The organism is Bradyrhizobium sp. IAR9 (assembly GCF_013408065.1).
Taxonomy (GTDB): domain Bacteria; phylum Pseudomonadota; class Alphaproteobacteria; order Rhizobiales; family Xanthobacteraceae; genus Bradyrhizobium.
In genome coordinates this window covers 199,328-216,223 of the sequence record NZ_JACBZW010000006.1, presented here as the reverse complement: position 1 = coordinate 216,223, position 16,896 = coordinate 199,328, and the positions used below count along the sequence as shown (strand labels likewise).

Here is a 16,896-nt window from a genome sequence, read left to right as displayed (position 1 = left end):
CAGGCTGTAAGCGGCCGTGCCTACGCGGCACGGTGCGCCTTATGGCGACCATTGACCTCAACACCGGCAAGCCTCTCGAAGGCATCGACGATGTCTGGCAGTCGATTGCGACCATTCTGAGCACTTCGCTGAAGTCGCTCGTTATGGCCCGCGATTTCGGCTCGAAGATGCCGCGCCTTGTTGACCATGCCGTGTCGCCGGTGACGCTGATCGACTTTTACGCGGCCGTGCCGGAAGCGATCAATCGGAAGAGCCCCGAATCCTTGATGGCCGAAGAGCCGCGCTTCCGCATCATTCAGATGGAGCTTGCCGACATGACCGATCAGGGCAACGCCCAATTCGACATCGAAGGCATCTATTACCCGCGAGGCCATCTCGGCGACTATTCGGAGGCCCGAGATGCGCGTGGCCGCGTGGTCCTTTCTGACAACCTTGTCGTCGGGAGCTACGTCTGATGGACGCGCCGCTCCCGAACCTGCCGCTGCCCGTCATCGAGCGCGAGCCCGCGTTCCAGGCATTGTTTGACGCTCGCGTTGCGCAGATGCGTGGCCTGCTTGAGACTGCCGGTCTTGATTGGGACACCTACATGCTGCGGTCGGACCCGATCAACAATTTCTGTCGCCATGCTGCCTATGGCGATCTGCTCTATGTCACGTCTCTGAACGACACGTTCCGAGCGACCTTACTCGACTTCGGACAGGGCGCGGACCTGATCGCGCAGGCCAGCGATTGGGGCATGACCCAGGCCGATGGCGAGACCATCGACGATCTGCGACGGCGTCTGCGTGAGCGTAAGAAGGGTCAGGGCGGCTTCACCGACAATTGGTACAAAAGGTACGCCTTCGCCGCAGACCCGCTCCGTGTGGCCGACGTGGGCGTTACGGGCGATGCCATGGGCGGGGTCAAGGTCTCGATCCTGTCCACCGAAGGCAACGGCGTCCCGAGCGACGATCTGCTCGCGGTCGTGACCGCCGCGCTGAACGATCCGCTTGTCCTGGGCGACAACGACCATGTCGAGGTCATCCCGGCGGTGATCCGCGTTGTGAACGTGGAGGCCGACATTTGGCTTCTTCCTGAAGCGCCCGTCACCGAGATGCAGGCGGCGGAAGACCGGCTCAAGGCCGAGTTCGCCGCCGCTCGCCGCCTGGGCTGGGACTTCACCGCCGACTTCGTGATCGCGGCCCTGCGCACGTCCGGCGTCCGGCGGATCGTCATGATCACGCCCGCAGCCGACGACTACACGCGAGCGGAGCCGAATGAGGCCGTGGCGCTCGGCACGGTCAAGCTCAACTTCAAGGGTCGGTCCTACTGATGACCGAGCTGATCGACATCGTCCCGCGCAACACGACGCCGCTTCAGCGGTCCGTTGTGCAGACCATCGACTCGCGCTCGCGCTACGCCGCGTTGGTGCAGTCGATCATCGACGTGCGCTATCTCGACGTGATCCCCGAAGACGTTCTGCCGTGGTTGCTGCGCCATTGGGGGCTCGAAGACGCGGCCGAGTTCGTCAACGACCATCAGCGCCTCTACAAGGAAGGCAAGCGATGGCAGACGCTCCGTGGGCGCGTGGAAGCCTATGAGATCGTCTTCGATTGGCTCGGTCTCGACGGCTTCTATGAGCGCGGCGACCACGAGGCCGTGCGCTGGGGCCTGTTCCAGATCGGTCTCACGGAGCGCCCCGACCAAGACACGCTGCTCAACCTGATCGGGCTGGCGAACCTCTCGAAGAAGGCGTCGAGCGTCCTGGGCCGCATCTATGGCGGCTATGATATCCGGCCGATTCGGCTCGACATGATGCGTCTCGACGGCGCGATGCTCGACGATTGGTCCGGCGTGTATCTGCCGGGCATCAAGCCGAAGCTCTCTTTTGGGGCGCGGCACGGCGAAGAGATTAGTTTCAACGTCGAGATGGACGGCGGTGTTTTCACGTCGGTCGAAGGCGTCGCGCGCTTCGAGGAAGGCTTCGTGCTCGACCGCTCGATGCTCGACGGCGAAGTTGTCGAGCCTTCCGTGGTTGCCATTCAGGCTTCGCTCTTGGGCGAACAGATCGACTTCGCAAAGGACGTTCTGATGCCGTGGCCGCGCGCGCCGTGGCCGAGCGTCACCTATTCCAACATTGAACAGTTCACGATTTACGGAGGACCCGATGGCACTTCTGGTTAATAGCGGGCGCGAAGGTCTCGCCGCCGCGCTGAAAGCTCGCACGATGTTCTTCGCCTGGGGGCGAGGCGACGCATGGTGGGGTCAGACGGAGATCAAGAATGAGACGTTCTCGGGATCGCCCGAGCGCTTCACGCTCGATCACACTCCGATCTCTGCGCTCACGTTGAAGGACACCGGCAACGCGCTGACCTATGAGGCGCCGCGCGACTTCACGTTCAATGCCAATACCGGCGCGGTAACGCGGGTCAACGGCGGCCAAATCGCGCCCGGCGCAACCGTCCAGGCGCAGGTTCAGTACGGCACGCCCGCCCTGGGATCGGGCGAGACCGCTTTGGTCAACGAAGTGGGTCGGCGCATCGCTTCGACGGTCGAGTTCGTCGTTCCCGACGACAACGGCAACATCAGCACGCCCGGCGGCGCGCGGTGGACGATCTCGACCACCGCGACGCGCTACCTCTATTGCAGCGTGCTCTTCGACTACCTCGAAGCGGCCGATCAAACGATCCGCGAGGTCGGCATCTTCGTGGACGGCACGCGCAAGGCCGGGGTGCCTGAAGGGCAACTGTACTTGACTCCCGATCAGGTCGCCGAACCGGGATACTTGCTCCTGCTCGACCGCTTCGCGGGCAAGGTTCGCTCCCCGAGTGAGCGGCAGGGATTCTCATACGTTCTGGTGATCTAATGGCAGACGCTCGCGACCAACTTCCGGCCTACATCAACACCTTCGACAAAACGAAGGGCTATCAGCGTCTCGCTGCGCACTACGACCGCTTCCTGACCTCGAACGAAATCAACATCATTCAGGACATCGAAGCGAACCGCCTGAAGGGTGTCGCCGATGCGTTCTGGCGCGATGGATCGCTGGTCAGCGGCGGTGCCATCGTGCTCGGGCCGATCATCAACGCGACCGTCGAGGCGCAGTTGGCGGCGGCCAAGGTCTACATTCGCGGCGCGGTGCATGACATCGAAGCCCGCAATCTCGTCATCTCGGCGGTCGGTACGGTCGTCATTGGCATTCGCCTGCGCACCTTCACCGTGACCTATGAGCAGGACCCGACCCTGAAGGGGCAGGCCCCCGGTACGCGCGCGCAGGGCGAGCCCGGCGCTTCGGCGTTGGCGATGCTCGGTCGCTGGGGCTTCGAGGGCGACGGCGAGGAAGGCGACTTCTTCCCGATCTATACCGTCAAGGACGGCACGATTGACACGCCGAACGAACCGGGCATGGACGACGCCTGGGCGAACCTGCTCGCGCGCTATGACCGCGAGGCGCACGGCGGCTATGTCGTGGAGGGCTTCAACGTCAAGGCCCTGGGGCTCGACGAGAACGGCAAGCAGAACTTCACGATCTCGGAAGGCACCATCAACGTTTGGGGCTACAAGCGAACCCGGCCTGCCTCCGCGCGCCTGCGCGTGACGGAAGAGCCCGAGATCATGCTGCTCGACGACGAACCGCACGCCGTCAATTCCGGCACGCAGACGATCAAGGTCCGCTTCGCCCCCATCGCCTCGATCAAGGAAGTCACGATCATCGCCGAGAAGACGGTGACGCTGACCCACGGCACCTATACCGGCGTGTCGGACACGCTGCCCGATCCGACCGTGCTCTCGATCCGTGAGGTCAAGCAGGGCGCGACCGTCTACGCGCCCACTGCCGACTACAAGCTGACCGGCGCGGCCGTCGATTGGTCGCCGAGCGGTGCAGAGGTCGCGCCCGGCTCGACCTATCAGGTCACGTATCGCTACCTGACCAACGCCGAGCCGACCAACATCACGCGCGATGGCTTCAACATCACCGGCGCTGCCGACGACACGACCGCCTTCATCAAGTACGAGACCAAGCTGCCGCGCTATGACGCCATCGTGGTCGATCAGCAAGGCGCGATCTCCTACCTGAAGGGCATTAGCTCGCTCTACGCGCCGCAGCCGACGACCGTCGCGCCGACGCTGCACAAGCTCGCCGATGTCTACAACAATTGGGGTCTTGTCCCGACCATCAAGCAGGTCGCGACTGTCCGCATGCCGTTCGCTGATCTGCGCAGCCTCGAAACGATGGTCAGCGACCTCTACGCGCTGGTCGCGGAAGAGCGGCTTCAACGTGACGTGGACCGCAAGGAAGTCGCCTCGAAGCGCGGCGTGTTCGTCGATCCGCTGCTCGACGACGACATGCGCGATCAGGGCCTCCCGCAGACCGGCGCGATCTTCGGCGGTCTGCTCTGGCTGCCGATCATTCCGACCGTCACGACGATGCCCGCCGACACGGCGCTTACCTACACGTTCGACAACGTGTTCGAGCAGCGCCAGATCACCGGCGAGTCGAAGATCAACCCCTACGCCTCGTTCGGTCCCCCGGCGACCGATGTCGCGCTCAACCCGTCCGTCGATCTTTGGACCGACACGCAGGACGTTTGGACCTCGGTCTTCACGTCGCGCGTGGCGTGGCAGCGCACCAACTTCGCCGCTGGCCCGCTGATCGGCACCACCACCGAGACCACGGACCGCATCGTCAACAGCGCGACGACGGCAGAAGAGACCATCCGCCAGCGGTCGGTCGGCTTCACGATCCACAAGTGGGGCTATAACGAAGTCCTGAAGAAGGTGACGTTCGACGACATCGACGTGACCCCGGCGGGTACGATCCGCGCCGACGAAAACGGCACGCTGACTTCGGCGTTCCAGATTCCGGCGAACGTGCCGGTCGGCGTGAAGCACGTCGCCTTCGAGGGCATGGGCGGTTCGTCCGCCAACGCGCTCTATACGGCCTATGGCTGGCTGACCACCGTCACCAACGAACGCACCGTCGTCACCACCTATTGGTACAGCGCCGATCCGCTTGCGCAGACCTTCCGTCTGAGCGAGCCCCGGCAGGCGCTCGGCGTGGACGTGAAGTTCACCAAGGTCGGCGACAAGAGCAAGCCGGTACGGGTCCAAATCCGTGAGGTCGAGCTTGGCCTTCCGACCGAGCGCGTTGTCGCGGAGTGCATCCTTGACATGAACACCGTCAAGGTGATCGACCCGCTCTCGGTCGCTCCGCGCGTCGAAAGCGATTGGACCTTCGCCGCGTTCGAACGCCCCGTCACGCTGCGCGAGGATCGCAGCTACGCGATCACGCTTCTGACCGAAGACCCGACGCACTCGGTCGCTATCGCCGACCTGGGCGGCTTCGATCAGATCAACGGCTGGGTGACTTCCAACGCCTTCCCGCTGGGCACCTTCCTCGACGGCTCGGACTCGCGTACCTGGCTGCCGAAGCCCGGCCGCTCGCTCGGCTTCCGTCTGCGCTGCGCCAAGTTCGCGCAGGCCGTGAAGACCATCGAAGTCGGCGATCTGCCGGTCGTGTCCTGCTCGGACCTGATGCCGCTGCTCGCGGCCGAGCGCCCCGAAGGCACGGCTATCGAGATCGAGTTCGAGGCCCCCGATGGGTCGAAGTATGTGACGGCCCCGGCCGTGAACGTCTCGCTGCCCCAGGCCATCACCGGCACGCTGAAGGTCCGTCTCCGCGTCAAGGGCTCGGCGAACCTCTGGCCGATCATGCTGCCCTACGTTCAGGTCGTCGCTGGCGCGATCCAGCCGACCGGCGACTACATCACGCGCGCCTTCGAGGCGGGCACTGACTCGAAGGTCCGGTTGATCCTCGACGTTTACCTGCCCGGCAACTCGACCATCGAGGCGAAAATCCAGACCGGCGTCAACGCTGGCCTGCCGGTGTGGTCGGCATCGAATGCGCTGACGCTCGAAAAGGCCACGCCGCTCGGCGACGGCTGGGAAGAGCGCCAGTACATGCTCGACCACGTCAATCTGGCGGTGTCGCGAGCCTACGTGAAGATCGGTGGCGGACCCGCCGCTCGCTCGAACGCTCGCAACATCCGCGCCGTCGCAGTCAAGTCCACCACGGGTTAATAGGCTATGCCGAACGACATCACGACGCGCGGTTATCCGCTCCCGCACCCCGACAACGTTGCGCGTGAAGACGCGCAACGTATTCGCGACGCTCTCGCAGCGATCAGCGAAGACTTGGACTCGATGGGCGTTGAGCCCGCGACCGAGACCGAGCTTGGCGGCGTCCGCCTCGCCACGGATGCCGAAGCAACCGGCGGCACGGCCACGGACGCGGTGCCGGTTGTGAAGCGCGTGAAGGACATGATCACGTCTGTCACGACGGCGCTTCACACGACCATCGTCGGCGAGTACGGGGCGGCGATCACGACGGCGATCAACAACCTGAAGGCCGGTGTCGATCCGGCTTATGACACGCTTGTCGAGATCGCTGCGAAGCTTACCGACATGACGCAGATCAACGCGATCCTCGACTCGCTCGCGAAGCGCCTGCGAGTCGACACGGCTGCGCAGGGCTTGGACGCGACCTCGCAAGCGAACGGCCGCGCCAACCTGGGGCTCGGCAACATCGCAATCGCCAATGGCGTGGTGCTGGCCGATCTCCGCTCCGGCACGGGGCAGGGCGTTGTCACGACCGACAAGGCGTGGCAGGCGGCGGGGTTCGTTGACCTGGGCAACAGCGGCTCTGGCACTTTGCAGATCGACTGCAATATCGGATCGCGCTTTCGCGTAGTTCTCACGGGCAACGTCGCGGTCAGCTTCATCAACGCGAAAGATGGTCAGAACGTTGACGTAGCGTTCGTCCAAGATGCGACGGGTGGCCGGACCTTAAGCTGGAACAGCAACATCCGCTTTCCGAATGGCACCGCGCCCACGGTGGCGACTGCGGCGAACGGTTGGGCGCTCGTTTTCACGGGTGTCTACAATTCGCTCTATGCCCAATGGCTTGGTGCAGGTTGGAAGGTTACCTAATGTTGTTGCCCTTCCTCAGTCGCATTCGGGTGGGCGGTCTCGAACCGCCTTCCGTGCCTGGCTCTCAAAGCTGGGGAGCGGGATCGCGAAGTGTTGTGATCCCCGTCTACAAGACGCTCACGATGCAAATTTGGGGGGCGGGTGGTGGTGGCGGCAACATGCTCGACACCGACACTTCAACCGGACCCAACGAAGAGTGGGGCGGCACTGGCGGGCAGAGCTACTTTGCGGCACCGGCGGTCACCCTTATCGCCAACGGCGGCACCGGCGGCGGCAACGGCAACTTCAACTATCAGGCGAACGGCGCGAACGGATCGCCGGGCACCGCCAGCGGTGGCACCACCAATACTACCGGCGGCGGCAACGCGGGGGGCTCGGGCGCAGGCCCTATTGTCGGATACTACGGCGGCAATGGCGGTCGCGGCGGCTTCGTCAGTAGGACGTGGAATTGGTTTGACCCCGGCGCTCCGGTGGCAGGGTCGAGCTACGCGCTCATTACCGGCGGCGGGGGCGGACCCAGCCGCTTCTACGTCTACAGCCCGCCCGCAACTGGCGGCGCGAACGCATCTGCAACCATGTCTTGGACCTAATTGATCGGAGCATCAGTGAATAGCATCGTCGTTCAGGAGTCCCCGGTCGGGACCTTCACCCAGCTTGCCATCGGGCAGTCGTTCACTGTCGGCGACGTGCAACACGGCTGGCAAGTTGTCGAGCTTTGGCCCGACGAAGAGCTTGCACAGATCGGCATCTTCAAGCTGTCACCGGCGATGGTGCCCGCTGGCGAGGAAGTCGTGAGCGGTAACATCGAGCGCGTTGACGGCGTGGTGAAGCAAGTCGTCATCACGCAACCGGCCGTTCTGAAGGCGAGCGCACGCCAACTCCGGCTGGCAATGAACGCAACCGGGCTGCGTGACGACATCGAAGAGTACGTTGCCTCGCAATCGCGCGACGTGCAGGACAGTTGGCAGTGGACGACCGAGTTCGAAAGCACGCACCCCTTCGTCGTCGGAGCGGCCGAGCAGTTGAACAAGAGCACTGAAGAGTTGCGTGCGCTTTTCCTGCTCGCGCAGACCTTCTGAAGGGATACCGAAACGGTCCCGACGCCGGGCAGGGTGATCGGTAGGGTACGCTCAATCCCAATACTGAGGATTGAGAGAACAGATGTCCCTTACCGATTTCCTTCACGGCGTCGAGACTGTCGTCGTCGATAGCGGCCCCCGGCCGATCCAGACCGTCCGCTCGTCCGTCATCGGATTGATCGGCACCGCTCCCGCCGCAAACGATGTGGCGTTCCCCCTCAATACCCCCGTGCTCGTCAACCGTCGTCAGGCGGCGGCTATGATCGGCGCTGCTGGCACGCTGCCGCAAGCCATCGACTCGATTTACGATCAGGGCGGTGCGCTCATCGTCGTGGTCCGCGTCGAAGACGACGTGGACGAGAACGAACAGCTTTCGAAGGTTATCGGCGGTGTCGATGCCGTCACCGGCGCATTCACCGGCATTCACTGCTTCCGTGCAGCCGAAGCCGAGTGTGGTGTGTCCCCGATGATCCTGATCGCGCCCGGCTTCACGCATCAGCGTCCGCTCGGCGTCGCCGGTCACACCGTCACCGCGCAGGGCGACGGCTACACCCAGGCGACCGTGGCCTTCACGGGCGGCGGTGCGGGTGCGGTGCTCCCGACCGCAAAGCCGATCATCACCGGCGGCAAGATCACCGGCCTTGAGTTCGACTCGCTCGGCTACGGCATCGTCTCGCCGCTGACCGCGACCATCAACGGCGACGGCAACGGCGCGACCGTGACCATTCAGATCGGCGCATCGGCGAACCCGGTCGTCAACGAACTGAAGTCGCTGGCCGATGGCTTCAAGGCGCACATCATCGCCGATGGTCCCTCAACCACCGATGCCGCCGCGTTCGCCTATCGGCAGGACCACGGCACGCGCCGCGTCTTCATCGTCGATCCGACCGTGTCCGGCTGGTCCGTGAAGACCAACACTTACGCGCTTGAACGGTCGTCGGCCCGAGTGGCTGGCCTGATCTCGCGCGTGGACAACGAGAAGGGCTTTTGGGAGTCCCCCTCGAACAAGGAGGTCTATGGTATCGGCGGCCTCGGTCGTCCCATCGACTACGCCTACGGCGACAAGAACAGCCGCGCCAACATTCTCAACGAGAATGAAATCGCGACGTTCATCCGCGACGAAGGTTGGTACTTGTGGGGCAACCGCACCTGCTCGGCCGATCCGAAGTTCGCCTTCCTGTCTGTCTCGCGTACCGGCGACATGATCGACATCTCCATCGCGAAGGCCCATCGCTGGGCGGTGGATCGCTCGATCACCAAGCAGTATTTCGAGGACGTGACTGCGTCGGTGAAGGCGTACATGCGCCAGCTTCGCGTGCGCGGTGCGATCCTCGGTGGTGACTGCTGGGTCGATCCCGAGTTCAACACCGAAGCCGACATCTCCCAGGGTCATGTGACGTTCTCGTATGACTTCACCCCGCCGTACCCGGCCGAGCGCGTGACCTTCCGGTCGCATCTCGTCTCGGACTACATCCGCAACCTCTTCGCATAACGGGGACGAAAGATGATCCCGCGCGTACTTCGCAACTTCAACAGCTTCGTGAACGGCGTCGGCTATGCCGGACGCATTTCCGAAGTCGAACTGCCCGAGCTTTCGGTGAAGACCGAAGAGTATCGCGGCGGCGGTATGGACGGCAATGTCGAGTTGGACATGGGCTTGGAGACTCTGAGCGCCAAGTTCACCTTCGGCGAGTATGCCAACCAGATTCTCGGCCTTTGGGGCAACATGGACGGCAACGCCGCCCGTATCCAGCTTCGCGGCGCGCTTCAGCGTGACGGCGAGACTGCGGTCCCGATGACCGTCGATCTGCACGGCGGCTTCAAGAAGAACACGCTGGGCACCTGGAAAGCAGGCGACCTGACGCAGAACGAAGCCGAGATGTCCATCCGGTATCTGAAGATTCAGATTCAGGACACCGTCGTCGTCGAGATTGACATCGACAACATGATCCGCGTGGTCAACGGCGTGGATCAGCTTGCCTCTATCCGTACCGCGATGGGCATGTAACCAACCACAACCAACGGCCGACCTCGCTACGGCGGGTCGGCCACAACTAAGCGGGAGAACTAGACTGTGACTGATGAAGTGAAGAAGGACATGCGGCTGTCGGCGGAAATCACGCTCGACTTTCCGTTCGACGTGGATGGCAAGAACTACACGTCGCTGACGATGCGCCGTCCGAAGACGAAGGACTCGCTGAAGGCCGCCAAGTTCAAGGGCCACGATGCCGACAAGGGCATCTTGCTTCTGGCCGACCTCTGCAACGTCTCGCCGGACGTGATCGCGGAGCTTGACGAGATCGACGCCATGAAGCTGGGGGCGCAACTCGACGCTTTTCGTGGGGGTCAGTCGAGCTAAGCGATCTCCGCAAGGGGATTTTGACGCTCATTCGGCTGACCAAAGGCGGCTTCTCGATCTCGGAAGTCGAGGAAATGTCCCTCGACGATTTCTACGGCTGGCTTGAAGACGCGACAAAGCTTCAGGCCGACATCAACAAGGCGATGAAGGCAAAGTAACATGGCGACCGGCTTCTCCGTATTCGTCAATATCGGGGGCAAGGTCAGCCCCAGCCTGAACGCCGCAGTCAACGCAGCGAAGACCCAGGTCAACAGCCTGGGAGCTTCGCTCGCTGGCATGGCTGCAAAAATGAACGCGCCGTTCGCGGCCGTGAACAATCATCTCGCCAACACGTCGAAGCGCATGGCCGCGATCCAGCGGCATGGTCGCAACGCGACCCTTGGTGTCACGACGCCCGCTGCGTGGTTCGGCGCGAGCATGATCAAGGATGCCGCCGAGTTCGCCAAGGCTGGCAACATGGTCGAGGCGTTGGGCGAAGCGACCAAAGAACAGCGCATCGAGCTTTCGAAGATGGCGCAGGAAATGGCCGGTCGGTATGACGCCGGTGGCGCGACCGGCATCATGAAGTCGGCGACCGAGCTTCTGAAGGCTGGCTTCACGTTCGAGCAGGCCAAGGGTGCGCTCGAACAAGTCTTGGCCGCGTCTGCACTGGCGGGCGACATGACGCCTGCCGATGTCGGCGCGTCGTTGAGCAAGACCATCACGCAATTCCGCATGCCCATGAAGACCTATGAGCAGGCGATGAAGTCTTCGCAGGTCGTCACGGACCGCATGGTTTACGCCGCCGTGTCAACGGTCGCGTCCATGAAGGACATCTCGGAGTCGTTCAAGTATGCGGGCGGCGTCGCGGCGACGACCGGCAACTCGCTCGACTCCGTCACGGCGATGGTTATGGCGTTCGCGAAGGCCGGTGTGCTCGGCTCCGAAGCGGGCGTCGCGCTTCGCTCTGCCATCGTCCGTCTCGTCAAGATGCCGAAGGGTGGCATGAAGGCGCTGAGCCGGATCGGCATGAACCTGTCCGATTACACCCAGGCGCGCCCCGTCACGGCCGACACGGTCCTTGAGAACCTGAAGGCCGATGGCATCGACGCGAGCAGCGTGAAGGGCCAGATCGTCGACGCGATCAAGAACAACAAGGGCGATCACGCCGGGTTGTCGGCCGCGATCACGAAGGCTGTTCAGGGAGCGATCGGCAGTTCGTCGGCGGTCGATGCCGACAAGATTTCCGAATCCGTGAACGACGCCGTCGCGGCTGCCGGGTCGAAGGTGGACATCACGAAGTTCATGACCGACCTGAAGAAGAAGATGGACGACGGTGTCGCGACCACCGGCGACATCGCGCAGATTCTCGAAGCGCGCCACATCTCGCGTTACATGGCGTTGCTGAAGGCTGATCTGCCCGCGATGATCAAAGAGGTCGAAGAGAAGTCGGAAGGCTATTCGCAGAAGCAATACAAGATCGCCAACCAAGGCTTGCCCGCCGTCCTGCTCAAGCTCGGCGCAGCATGGGAGAAGTTCCGCAACACCATCGTCGAGACGGTAGGCAACGACATCGCCAACGCCTTTACGAAGATCGCCGACACGCTGCAAAAGCTCTCGGACTCGAACCCGGCCTTGCTGAAGACCGGCGTCTATCTGGCCGCCGCCGGTGCGGCAGCCGGTCCGCTGCTCTTTGTCCTGGGCGCGCTCGGCCGCGTGGCGATGCTCGCCATGCGCGGCATGAACTTCGCCGTGCTCGGGATGCTCTTGCCCTTCCGTCTGCTCGCCGGTGTGATCGCTGGCGTCGGGGCTGCCGCTGTAGGCCGCTTGGCGGCCATGGCAGTGGGCTTCCGAATGTTGACGGCTCTTGGGGCAGGGGCGACGCTGTCGGCCCTGGGCGGCTCTCTGCTCGCCCTGGGGCGGTCGATCCTGCTCTTCCCCCTGACGGCTCTGCGCGCCATCGGCCTCGCCATGTGGGCGCTTGTCGCCAACCCGGTCGGCCTGATCATCACGGCGCTGGTCGTCGCCCTGACGGCCCTTAGCGTGTGGGTCTACAACAATTGGGCGGGCGTCAAGGAGTTCTTCGCCGGGTTCGGCAAGGGCTTCATGGAAGGTCTCGGCCCCGCCGGTCCGGCCGTGAAGGCAATCGCCGATGGCTTGGCGTCGGTCTACAATTGGATGTCGCAGTTGCTCGGGCCGCTCGATGCGACCAACGCGAAGTGGCGCGAGTGGGGCGAGACGGTTGGCGGTGTCGCGGCCTCGGGCGTCCGCTCGGTGATCTCCGCGATCCAAAGCCTCATTGGTTTCTTCGGGACCGCCATCGACAAGGCGATGTCCTTGGGCAGCGCGATCAAGGGCATCTTTAGCAGTGGCGGCAGCAAGGGAGCCCCGGCGGGCGGCGCTGCCCCTGCGCCCATCGCTGGCGCTCGCGCAAAGGGCGGACCCGTGAGCTTCGGCAAGCCGTATCTTGTCGGCGAGCAAGGCCCCGAGCTTTTCGTGCCCGGCATGCCCGGCCGCATCGAGCCGAACAATAGGCTCCGCAGCCTGACGGCTGACGGTGCGGCAGCGGTCGCCAGTTCGAGCGAGAACAGCACGACGGTCTCGCGCAGCAACACCGCGCAGATCACCGTCCAAGTCAACGGCGGCAACCCCAACGATGTTCGGCGGGCGGCCGAAGACGCGGTCTACGCGGCCTTCGCCCGGCTCGAGTCCGAGCAGCGTGGACTCTTGAGCGATTGATATGCAGAGCACCGTTCTTCTCGCGCTGGGCGCGTACCGCTTCTCGATCAACAACGCCGCCTATCAGAAGTTCGACCGGACCTCTGCATGGCGCTGGCCGTCAACGGAGCGCATCGGCATGGCCCCGGCTCCGCAGTACGTCGGCCCCGGCGAGGACACGATCACTCTCGATGGCGTGATCTATCCGCACTATCGCGGCGGGTTGCGGCAGGTCGATATGATGCGGGCGCAGGCCGGGCTTGGGCAGCCGCTCCCGCTTGTCACCGGCTTCGGCCGGTATCTCGGGAACTATGTGATCGAGAAGATCAGGGAGGGCCAAGAGACCCTGATGTCAGACGGCGCGCCTCGTAAGATCGAGTTCACGATTGATCTGAAGGCTTACGTCTGATGGAGCAATACCTGACCATCGAAGGCGATACGGTTGACCTGATCGCCTACAGTCGCTTCGGCGTCACGCATGGCGCGACGGAGGCGATCCTGCGCGCCAACCCCGGCCTCGCTGCGGCAGGGACGAAGCTGCCCCAGGGGATGACGATCAACATCCCGGCCTTCACCGTGAAGAAGGCCAAGACGGCCGCGAGGATTTGGTCGTGACGCCCGCTGCACGCATCCTGCTCGACGGTCGCGACATCACGGCCAACCTGATCCCGGCACCCTTCGGCCTGCCCTTGGAAGGCGGCGGCCATGTCATCCCCGGCGGCGTCCTGGGCGGCGGGCCGCTGCTCTCGCTGACCGTTCAGGACAATGAGGGCAAGAAGTCCGATAGCTGCGAGCTTGAGATCGACAATCGCGAGTACATCCCCGCGCCCGGCAAGGGCTCGAAGCTTCAGGTCTCGCTCGGCTTCTTAGAGACCGGCGTCAACTACATGGGCACCTTCCTTATCGACTCGTGGACGAAGAAGGGGCGGCCGAAAATCATGACCGTGACGGCGAAGGCCGCCGGTCTCACGACCGAGATCAAGTCGCCGAAGTCGCGCTCCTATCATGAGAAGAGCGTGGACGACATCGTTCAGTACATCGCCGGTCGCAACGGCCTGTCGGCCATCGTCAACGGCGAGGTCGGCGGGATCAAGATCGACCACATCGATCAGTCGAGCGAGTCCGACCTGAACTTCCTGACGCGCTTGGCGGGCCGCGTGGGCGCGAATTTCAAGCTGGCTGACGAGAAGGTCATCTTCAACAAAGCGGGCTCTGGCGTGCTTCCTAGCGGCGGCGCGGCCCCTGTCTTCATGCTGACCGAAGTCGGCGTCACCGATTGGGATTGCACCGGCTCGACGCGCGGCGATTACAAGTCGGTCGAGGCGGCGTGGCACAACATCAAGAAGGGCGAGCGCGAGTGGGTGAAGGAAGGCGGTGGCTCTCCGGTCTATCGCAGCCGCAAGCTCTTCAAGACGAAAGAAGAAGCGGAGGCGCAGGCCAAGGCAACGAAGGGCGCGCTCGCTCGCGGCAAGAAGGTCTTCGCCGCCAACTTCCTGGGGCGCACTGAGATGTTCGCCGGTGCGGGTCTGACGGCCATCGGCTTCGATCCCGACTGCGACGGCAGCTACACGATCAAGTCGGCGACGCACCGGCTGAACGATCAGGGCCTCACGACGCGCATCTCTTGCGAGACTGCGGGCGAGGGAAGCGACGAATTTTGGGGCGGTGGCGGCGGGGAGTAGGGCGACTCGAACGGCCCTGCGCGGAATGCAACGATTGGCAATGATGTCTTCAGCAAACGGAGGCATCCATGTCGATCACCATCAAGAATGGAATGGGCTATCGGAACGGCGTAGCGCTGCCGTTCAAGAAGAGCCCGAACCATGGCGGCGCGCTGAAGCCGCGCTTCATCGTCATCCACGACACCGCGTCGGGCCTCAAGGACGACGGCGACATTTCGTGGCTGACCAACCCGGCAGCGAAGGTCTCGGCGCATGTCGTCGTGAGCCGCCAGGGCAAGATCACCCAGCTTGTGCTGTTCAACGTCGTGGCGTGGCACGCCGGGCAGTCCCAATGGAAGGGGCTGAAGTTCATGAACAGCTACGCGGTCGGCATCGAGATCGACAACCCCGGCAAGCTTCAGAAGGTGTCGGACGGCGTCTACAAGAACGAAATCTGCACCATCGACACCAACAAGGACCCGTCCTTGAAGGTCGAGTATGCGAAGACCACGGCGCACGGTGCGGGCTACTGGCTGCACTACAGCCCCGAGCAGATCGCCGCTGTCACCGACCTCTGCGCTGCGCTCGCGGAGACCTTCAAGATCGAGGACATCATCACGCATTGGATGATCTCGCCCGGTCGGAAGATCGACACCAATCCGCTGTACCCGCTCGATCAGTTGAAGGCGTCGGCGCTGCCGTACCATCCGGTGGCGCTGATGGCGGCGCCGGAAGACGGCGAGCGCCACGACTCCGACGAGTCCGGCGAAGAGCAGGTCACGCTCGAACCGCAGAGCGATGTTCGTGACGAGAGTGCGACCGCTCCCGGCAAGCTGAAGGCGTTCATCAAGAGCAAGATCACGGCGGCGTCCGGCCTGTTCGGCGGCCTGTCCATCACTTCCTTCCTGGGCCTGCTTCAGGATTGGAAGGTGATCGTCGCCCTGGGCACCTTCATCCTGATCGGCCTCGCTCTCTGGATTTGGTTGGAGAAGAAATGATCAAGCAGTGGTTCATGGACGCCTTCGCGTCCACGGCGATTAGCGACTTCCTTTGGGCGGCTGCGACTTCCGAGATCGCGCTGTCCGCCCTCGGGCTGCTGATCGTCGTGGCCGCAGGGGTCGGCTACCTGCCAATCGTGAGCACGCTGCTTGGCGGCTACGCCAAGACCGCGAAGCTCGTCTTCATCGTGGCCCTCGCGGCCCTCGTCTTCCTGCTCGGCTTCAGAACTGCCGACAACCGCACTGAAGCAAAGATCCTTCGAGATCAGATTTCGGCGCGAGACGACGTGATCGCACGGCAGAAGTCGAGCCTCGAAATGGCGCTCGATGCTGCCGAGACCGCGAGCAAGCAGCGAGACGAAGCGGCGCAGCGCGCCTTGGAAGCACAGGACGAAATCGATGACTATGAAAAACGCCTCAAGGCTCGCCCGAACGCTGCTTGCTTGCTCACTCCTGACGATTTCACTGGCGGCGTGCAAGACCACGGAAAGCGCTAGGCCGTCGCCCGACTTCGCCGTGCCGCACGAGTCGACTCTCGTTCTCGACGAAGTGCCCGCTCCGAAGGTGAAGCCCGGCATGGACGCGCGCGTGGCATGGAAGCTCGAAGAAGCGGCCCGCAAGGAAGCGAACAAGCGGCTCCGCGTCTCTCGCAACAACGTGCGCAATGTGCGCCTCAAAGCATCGGCCTCAGCTCAATGATCACTCTCGAAGAAGGTGTCGTGCTCGGCATCGTAGGTCTCGTCGGTTCTGGTATCGGCGTGCTCATTCGCAACGCGGTCTTGCACACGAGGAACGAGGCATCTGCGAAAGCGGGGCAGGCCATCGCTAATGAGGCGAAGATGGCCGCTGCCGAAGCGCAGCGCCTCGCCGCATCCATCGAACGTGATCTCGCTCAGTTCCGCGAGAAGGTCGCGCAGGAATACGCGACGATTCATTTGATCGACCGCCTGGAAGAGCGGTTGGTGCGATCGCTGGATCGAATCGGCGAGCGGTTCGACAAGTTTCTGAGTCAGAATGGGAAGTGATCGTCGCTTTCGGAAAGCCCGCGCCACTTAGCTAAGTTTGGGCGACCACCCGTCAAGCAGCAGCCCATCCCAAGAGATGACGTCTGGATTATCGTACGGCTCGCCATA

Annotated in this window: 20 protein-coding genes; all 20 read left to right on the top strand. The window is 63.4% G+C overall.

The window, feature by feature from the left end; all coding sequences use genetic code 11:
• Positions 1-41 precede the first annotated feature (41 nt).
• The 20 genes from GGD67_RS18445 to GGD67_RS18350 all read left to right on the top strand — a co-directional run bounded on the left by GGD67_RS18445 (position 42) and on the right by GGD67_RS18350 (position 16,788).
• A complete protein-coding gene (locus GGD67_RS18445) occupies positions 42-455 on the top strand; it encodes a GPW/gp25 family protein (RefSeq protein ID WP_179734801.1) in 414 nt (137 codons plus the stop codon).
• On the top strand, positions 455-1,312 hold the full coding sequence (locus GGD67_RS18440; protein WP_179734799.1) for a baseplate J/gp47 family protein: 858 nt from the start codon (positions 455-457) through the stop codon (positions 1,310-1,312). Before GGD67_RS18445 ends, GGD67_RS18440 begins: the two co-directional genes overlap by 1 nt.
• Complete coding sequence (locus GGD67_RS18435) at positions 1,312-2,163, top strand: hypothetical protein (RefSeq protein WP_179734798.1); 852 nt, start codon at positions 1,312-1,314, stop codon at positions 2,161-2,163. The genes GGD67_RS18440 and GGD67_RS18435 overlap by 1 nt, the downstream gene beginning before the upstream one ends.
• A complete protein-coding gene (locus tag GGD67_RS18430; protein WP_179734796.1) occupies positions 2,147-2,845 on the top strand; it encodes a hypothetical protein in 699 nt (232 codons plus the stop codon). The genes GGD67_RS18435 and GGD67_RS18430 overlap by 17 nt, the downstream gene beginning before the upstream one ends.
• Positions 2,845-6,060: a DUF4815 domain-containing protein gene (locus GGD67_RS18425; RefSeq protein WP_179734793.1), complete on the top strand. Its 3,216-nt coding sequence runs from the start codon at positions 2,845-2,847 to the stop codon at positions 6,058-6,060. The genes GGD67_RS18430 and GGD67_RS18425 overlap by 1 nt, the downstream gene beginning before the upstream one ends.
• A 6-nt stretch (positions 6,061-6,066) precedes the next feature.
• A complete protein-coding gene (locus tag GGD67_RS18420) occupies positions 6,067-6,969 on the top strand; it encodes a hypothetical protein (protein ID WP_179734791.1) in 903 nt (300 codons plus the stop codon).
• 158 nt (positions 6,970-7,127) lie between these two features.
• Positions 7,128-7,559, top strand: coding sequence for a hypothetical protein (locus GGD67_RS18415; protein WP_179734789.1), 432 nt, complete (start codon positions 7,128-7,130; stop codon positions 7,557-7,559).
• A 15-nt stretch (positions 7,560-7,574) separates the two neighbouring features.
• A complete protein-coding gene (locus tag GGD67_RS18410; RefSeq protein WP_179734787.1) occupies positions 7,575-8,048 on the top strand; it encodes a hypothetical protein in 474 nt (157 codons plus the stop codon).
• Positions 8,049-8,130: 82 nt separating this feature from the next.
• Positions 8,131-9,540 (top strand): phage tail sheath C-terminal domain-containing protein, encoded by a 1,410-nt coding sequence (locus tag GGD67_RS18405; RefSeq protein ID WP_179734785.1) that lies wholly within the window; start codon positions 8,131-8,133, stop codon positions 9,538-9,540.
• Positions 9,541-9,552: 12 nt separating this feature from the next.
• Complete coding sequence (locus tag GGD67_RS18400) at positions 9,553-10,056, top strand: phage major tail tube protein (protein WP_179734783.1); 504 nt, start codon at positions 9,553-9,555, stop codon at positions 10,054-10,056.
• Positions 10,057-10,122: 66 nt separating this feature from the next.
• A complete protein-coding gene (locus tag GGD67_RS18395; RefSeq protein WP_179734781.1) occupies positions 10,123-10,407 on the top strand; it encodes a phage tail assembly protein in 285 nt (94 codons plus the stop codon).
• Between the two features lie 20 nt (positions 10,408-10,427).
• Positions 10,428-10,565: a hypothetical protein gene (locus GGD67_RS18390; protein WP_179734779.1), complete on the top strand. Its 138-nt coding sequence runs from the start codon at positions 10,428-10,430 to the stop codon at positions 10,563-10,565.
• A gap of 1 nt (position 10,566) precedes the next feature.
• Positions 10,567-13,125, top strand: a complete 2,559-nt coding sequence (locus GGD67_RS18385) for a phage tail tape measure protein (RefSeq protein ID WP_179734777.1) — start codon at positions 10,567-10,569, stop codon at positions 13,123-13,125.
• A gap of 1 nt (position 13,126) precedes the next feature.
• Positions 13,127-13,513 carry a phage tail protein gene (locus GGD67_RS18380; protein WP_179734775.1) on the top strand — a complete coding sequence of 129 codons (387 nt, stop codon included), beginning with the start codon at positions 13,127-13,129 and terminating at the stop codon, positions 13,511-13,513.
• The gene (locus GGD67_RS18375; protein ID WP_179734773.1) at positions 13,513-13,719 is read left to right on the top strand and encodes a tail protein X; all 207 of its coding nucleotides are present in this window, start codon (positions 13,513-13,515) and stop codon (positions 13,717-13,719) included. Before GGD67_RS18380 ends, GGD67_RS18375 begins: the two co-directional genes overlap by 1 nt.
• Positions 13,716-14,786, top strand: a complete 1,071-nt coding sequence (locus GGD67_RS18370; protein ID WP_312013733.1) for a contractile injection system protein, VgrG/Pvc8 family — start codon at positions 13,716-13,718, stop codon at positions 14,784-14,786. Before GGD67_RS18375 ends, GGD67_RS18370 begins: the two co-directional genes overlap by 4 nt.
• 68 nt (positions 14,787-14,854) lie before the next feature.
• A complete protein-coding gene (locus GGD67_RS18365; protein WP_179734771.1) occupies positions 14,855-15,763 on the top strand; it encodes an N-acetylmuramoyl-L-alanine amidase in 909 nt (302 codons plus the stop codon).
• On the top strand, positions 15,760-16,260 hold the full coding sequence (locus GGD67_RS18360; protein WP_179734769.1) for a hypothetical protein: 501 nt from the start codon (positions 15,760-15,762) through the stop codon (positions 16,258-16,260). The genes GGD67_RS18365 and GGD67_RS18360 overlap by 4 nt, the downstream gene beginning before the upstream one ends.
• A 79-nt stretch (positions 16,261-16,339) precedes the next feature.
• Entirely contained in the window at positions 16,340-16,462 is a 123-nt protein-coding gene (locus GGD67_RS39770) for a hypothetical protein (RefSeq protein WP_283814130.1), read from the top strand.
• Positions 16,459-16,788 (top strand): hypothetical protein, encoded by a 330-nt coding sequence (locus GGD67_RS18350; RefSeq protein WP_179734765.1) that lies wholly within the window; start codon positions 16,459-16,461, stop codon positions 16,786-16,788. Before GGD67_RS39770 ends, GGD67_RS18350 begins: the two co-directional genes overlap by 4 nt.
• Positions 16,789-16,896: the final 108 nt, after the last annotated feature.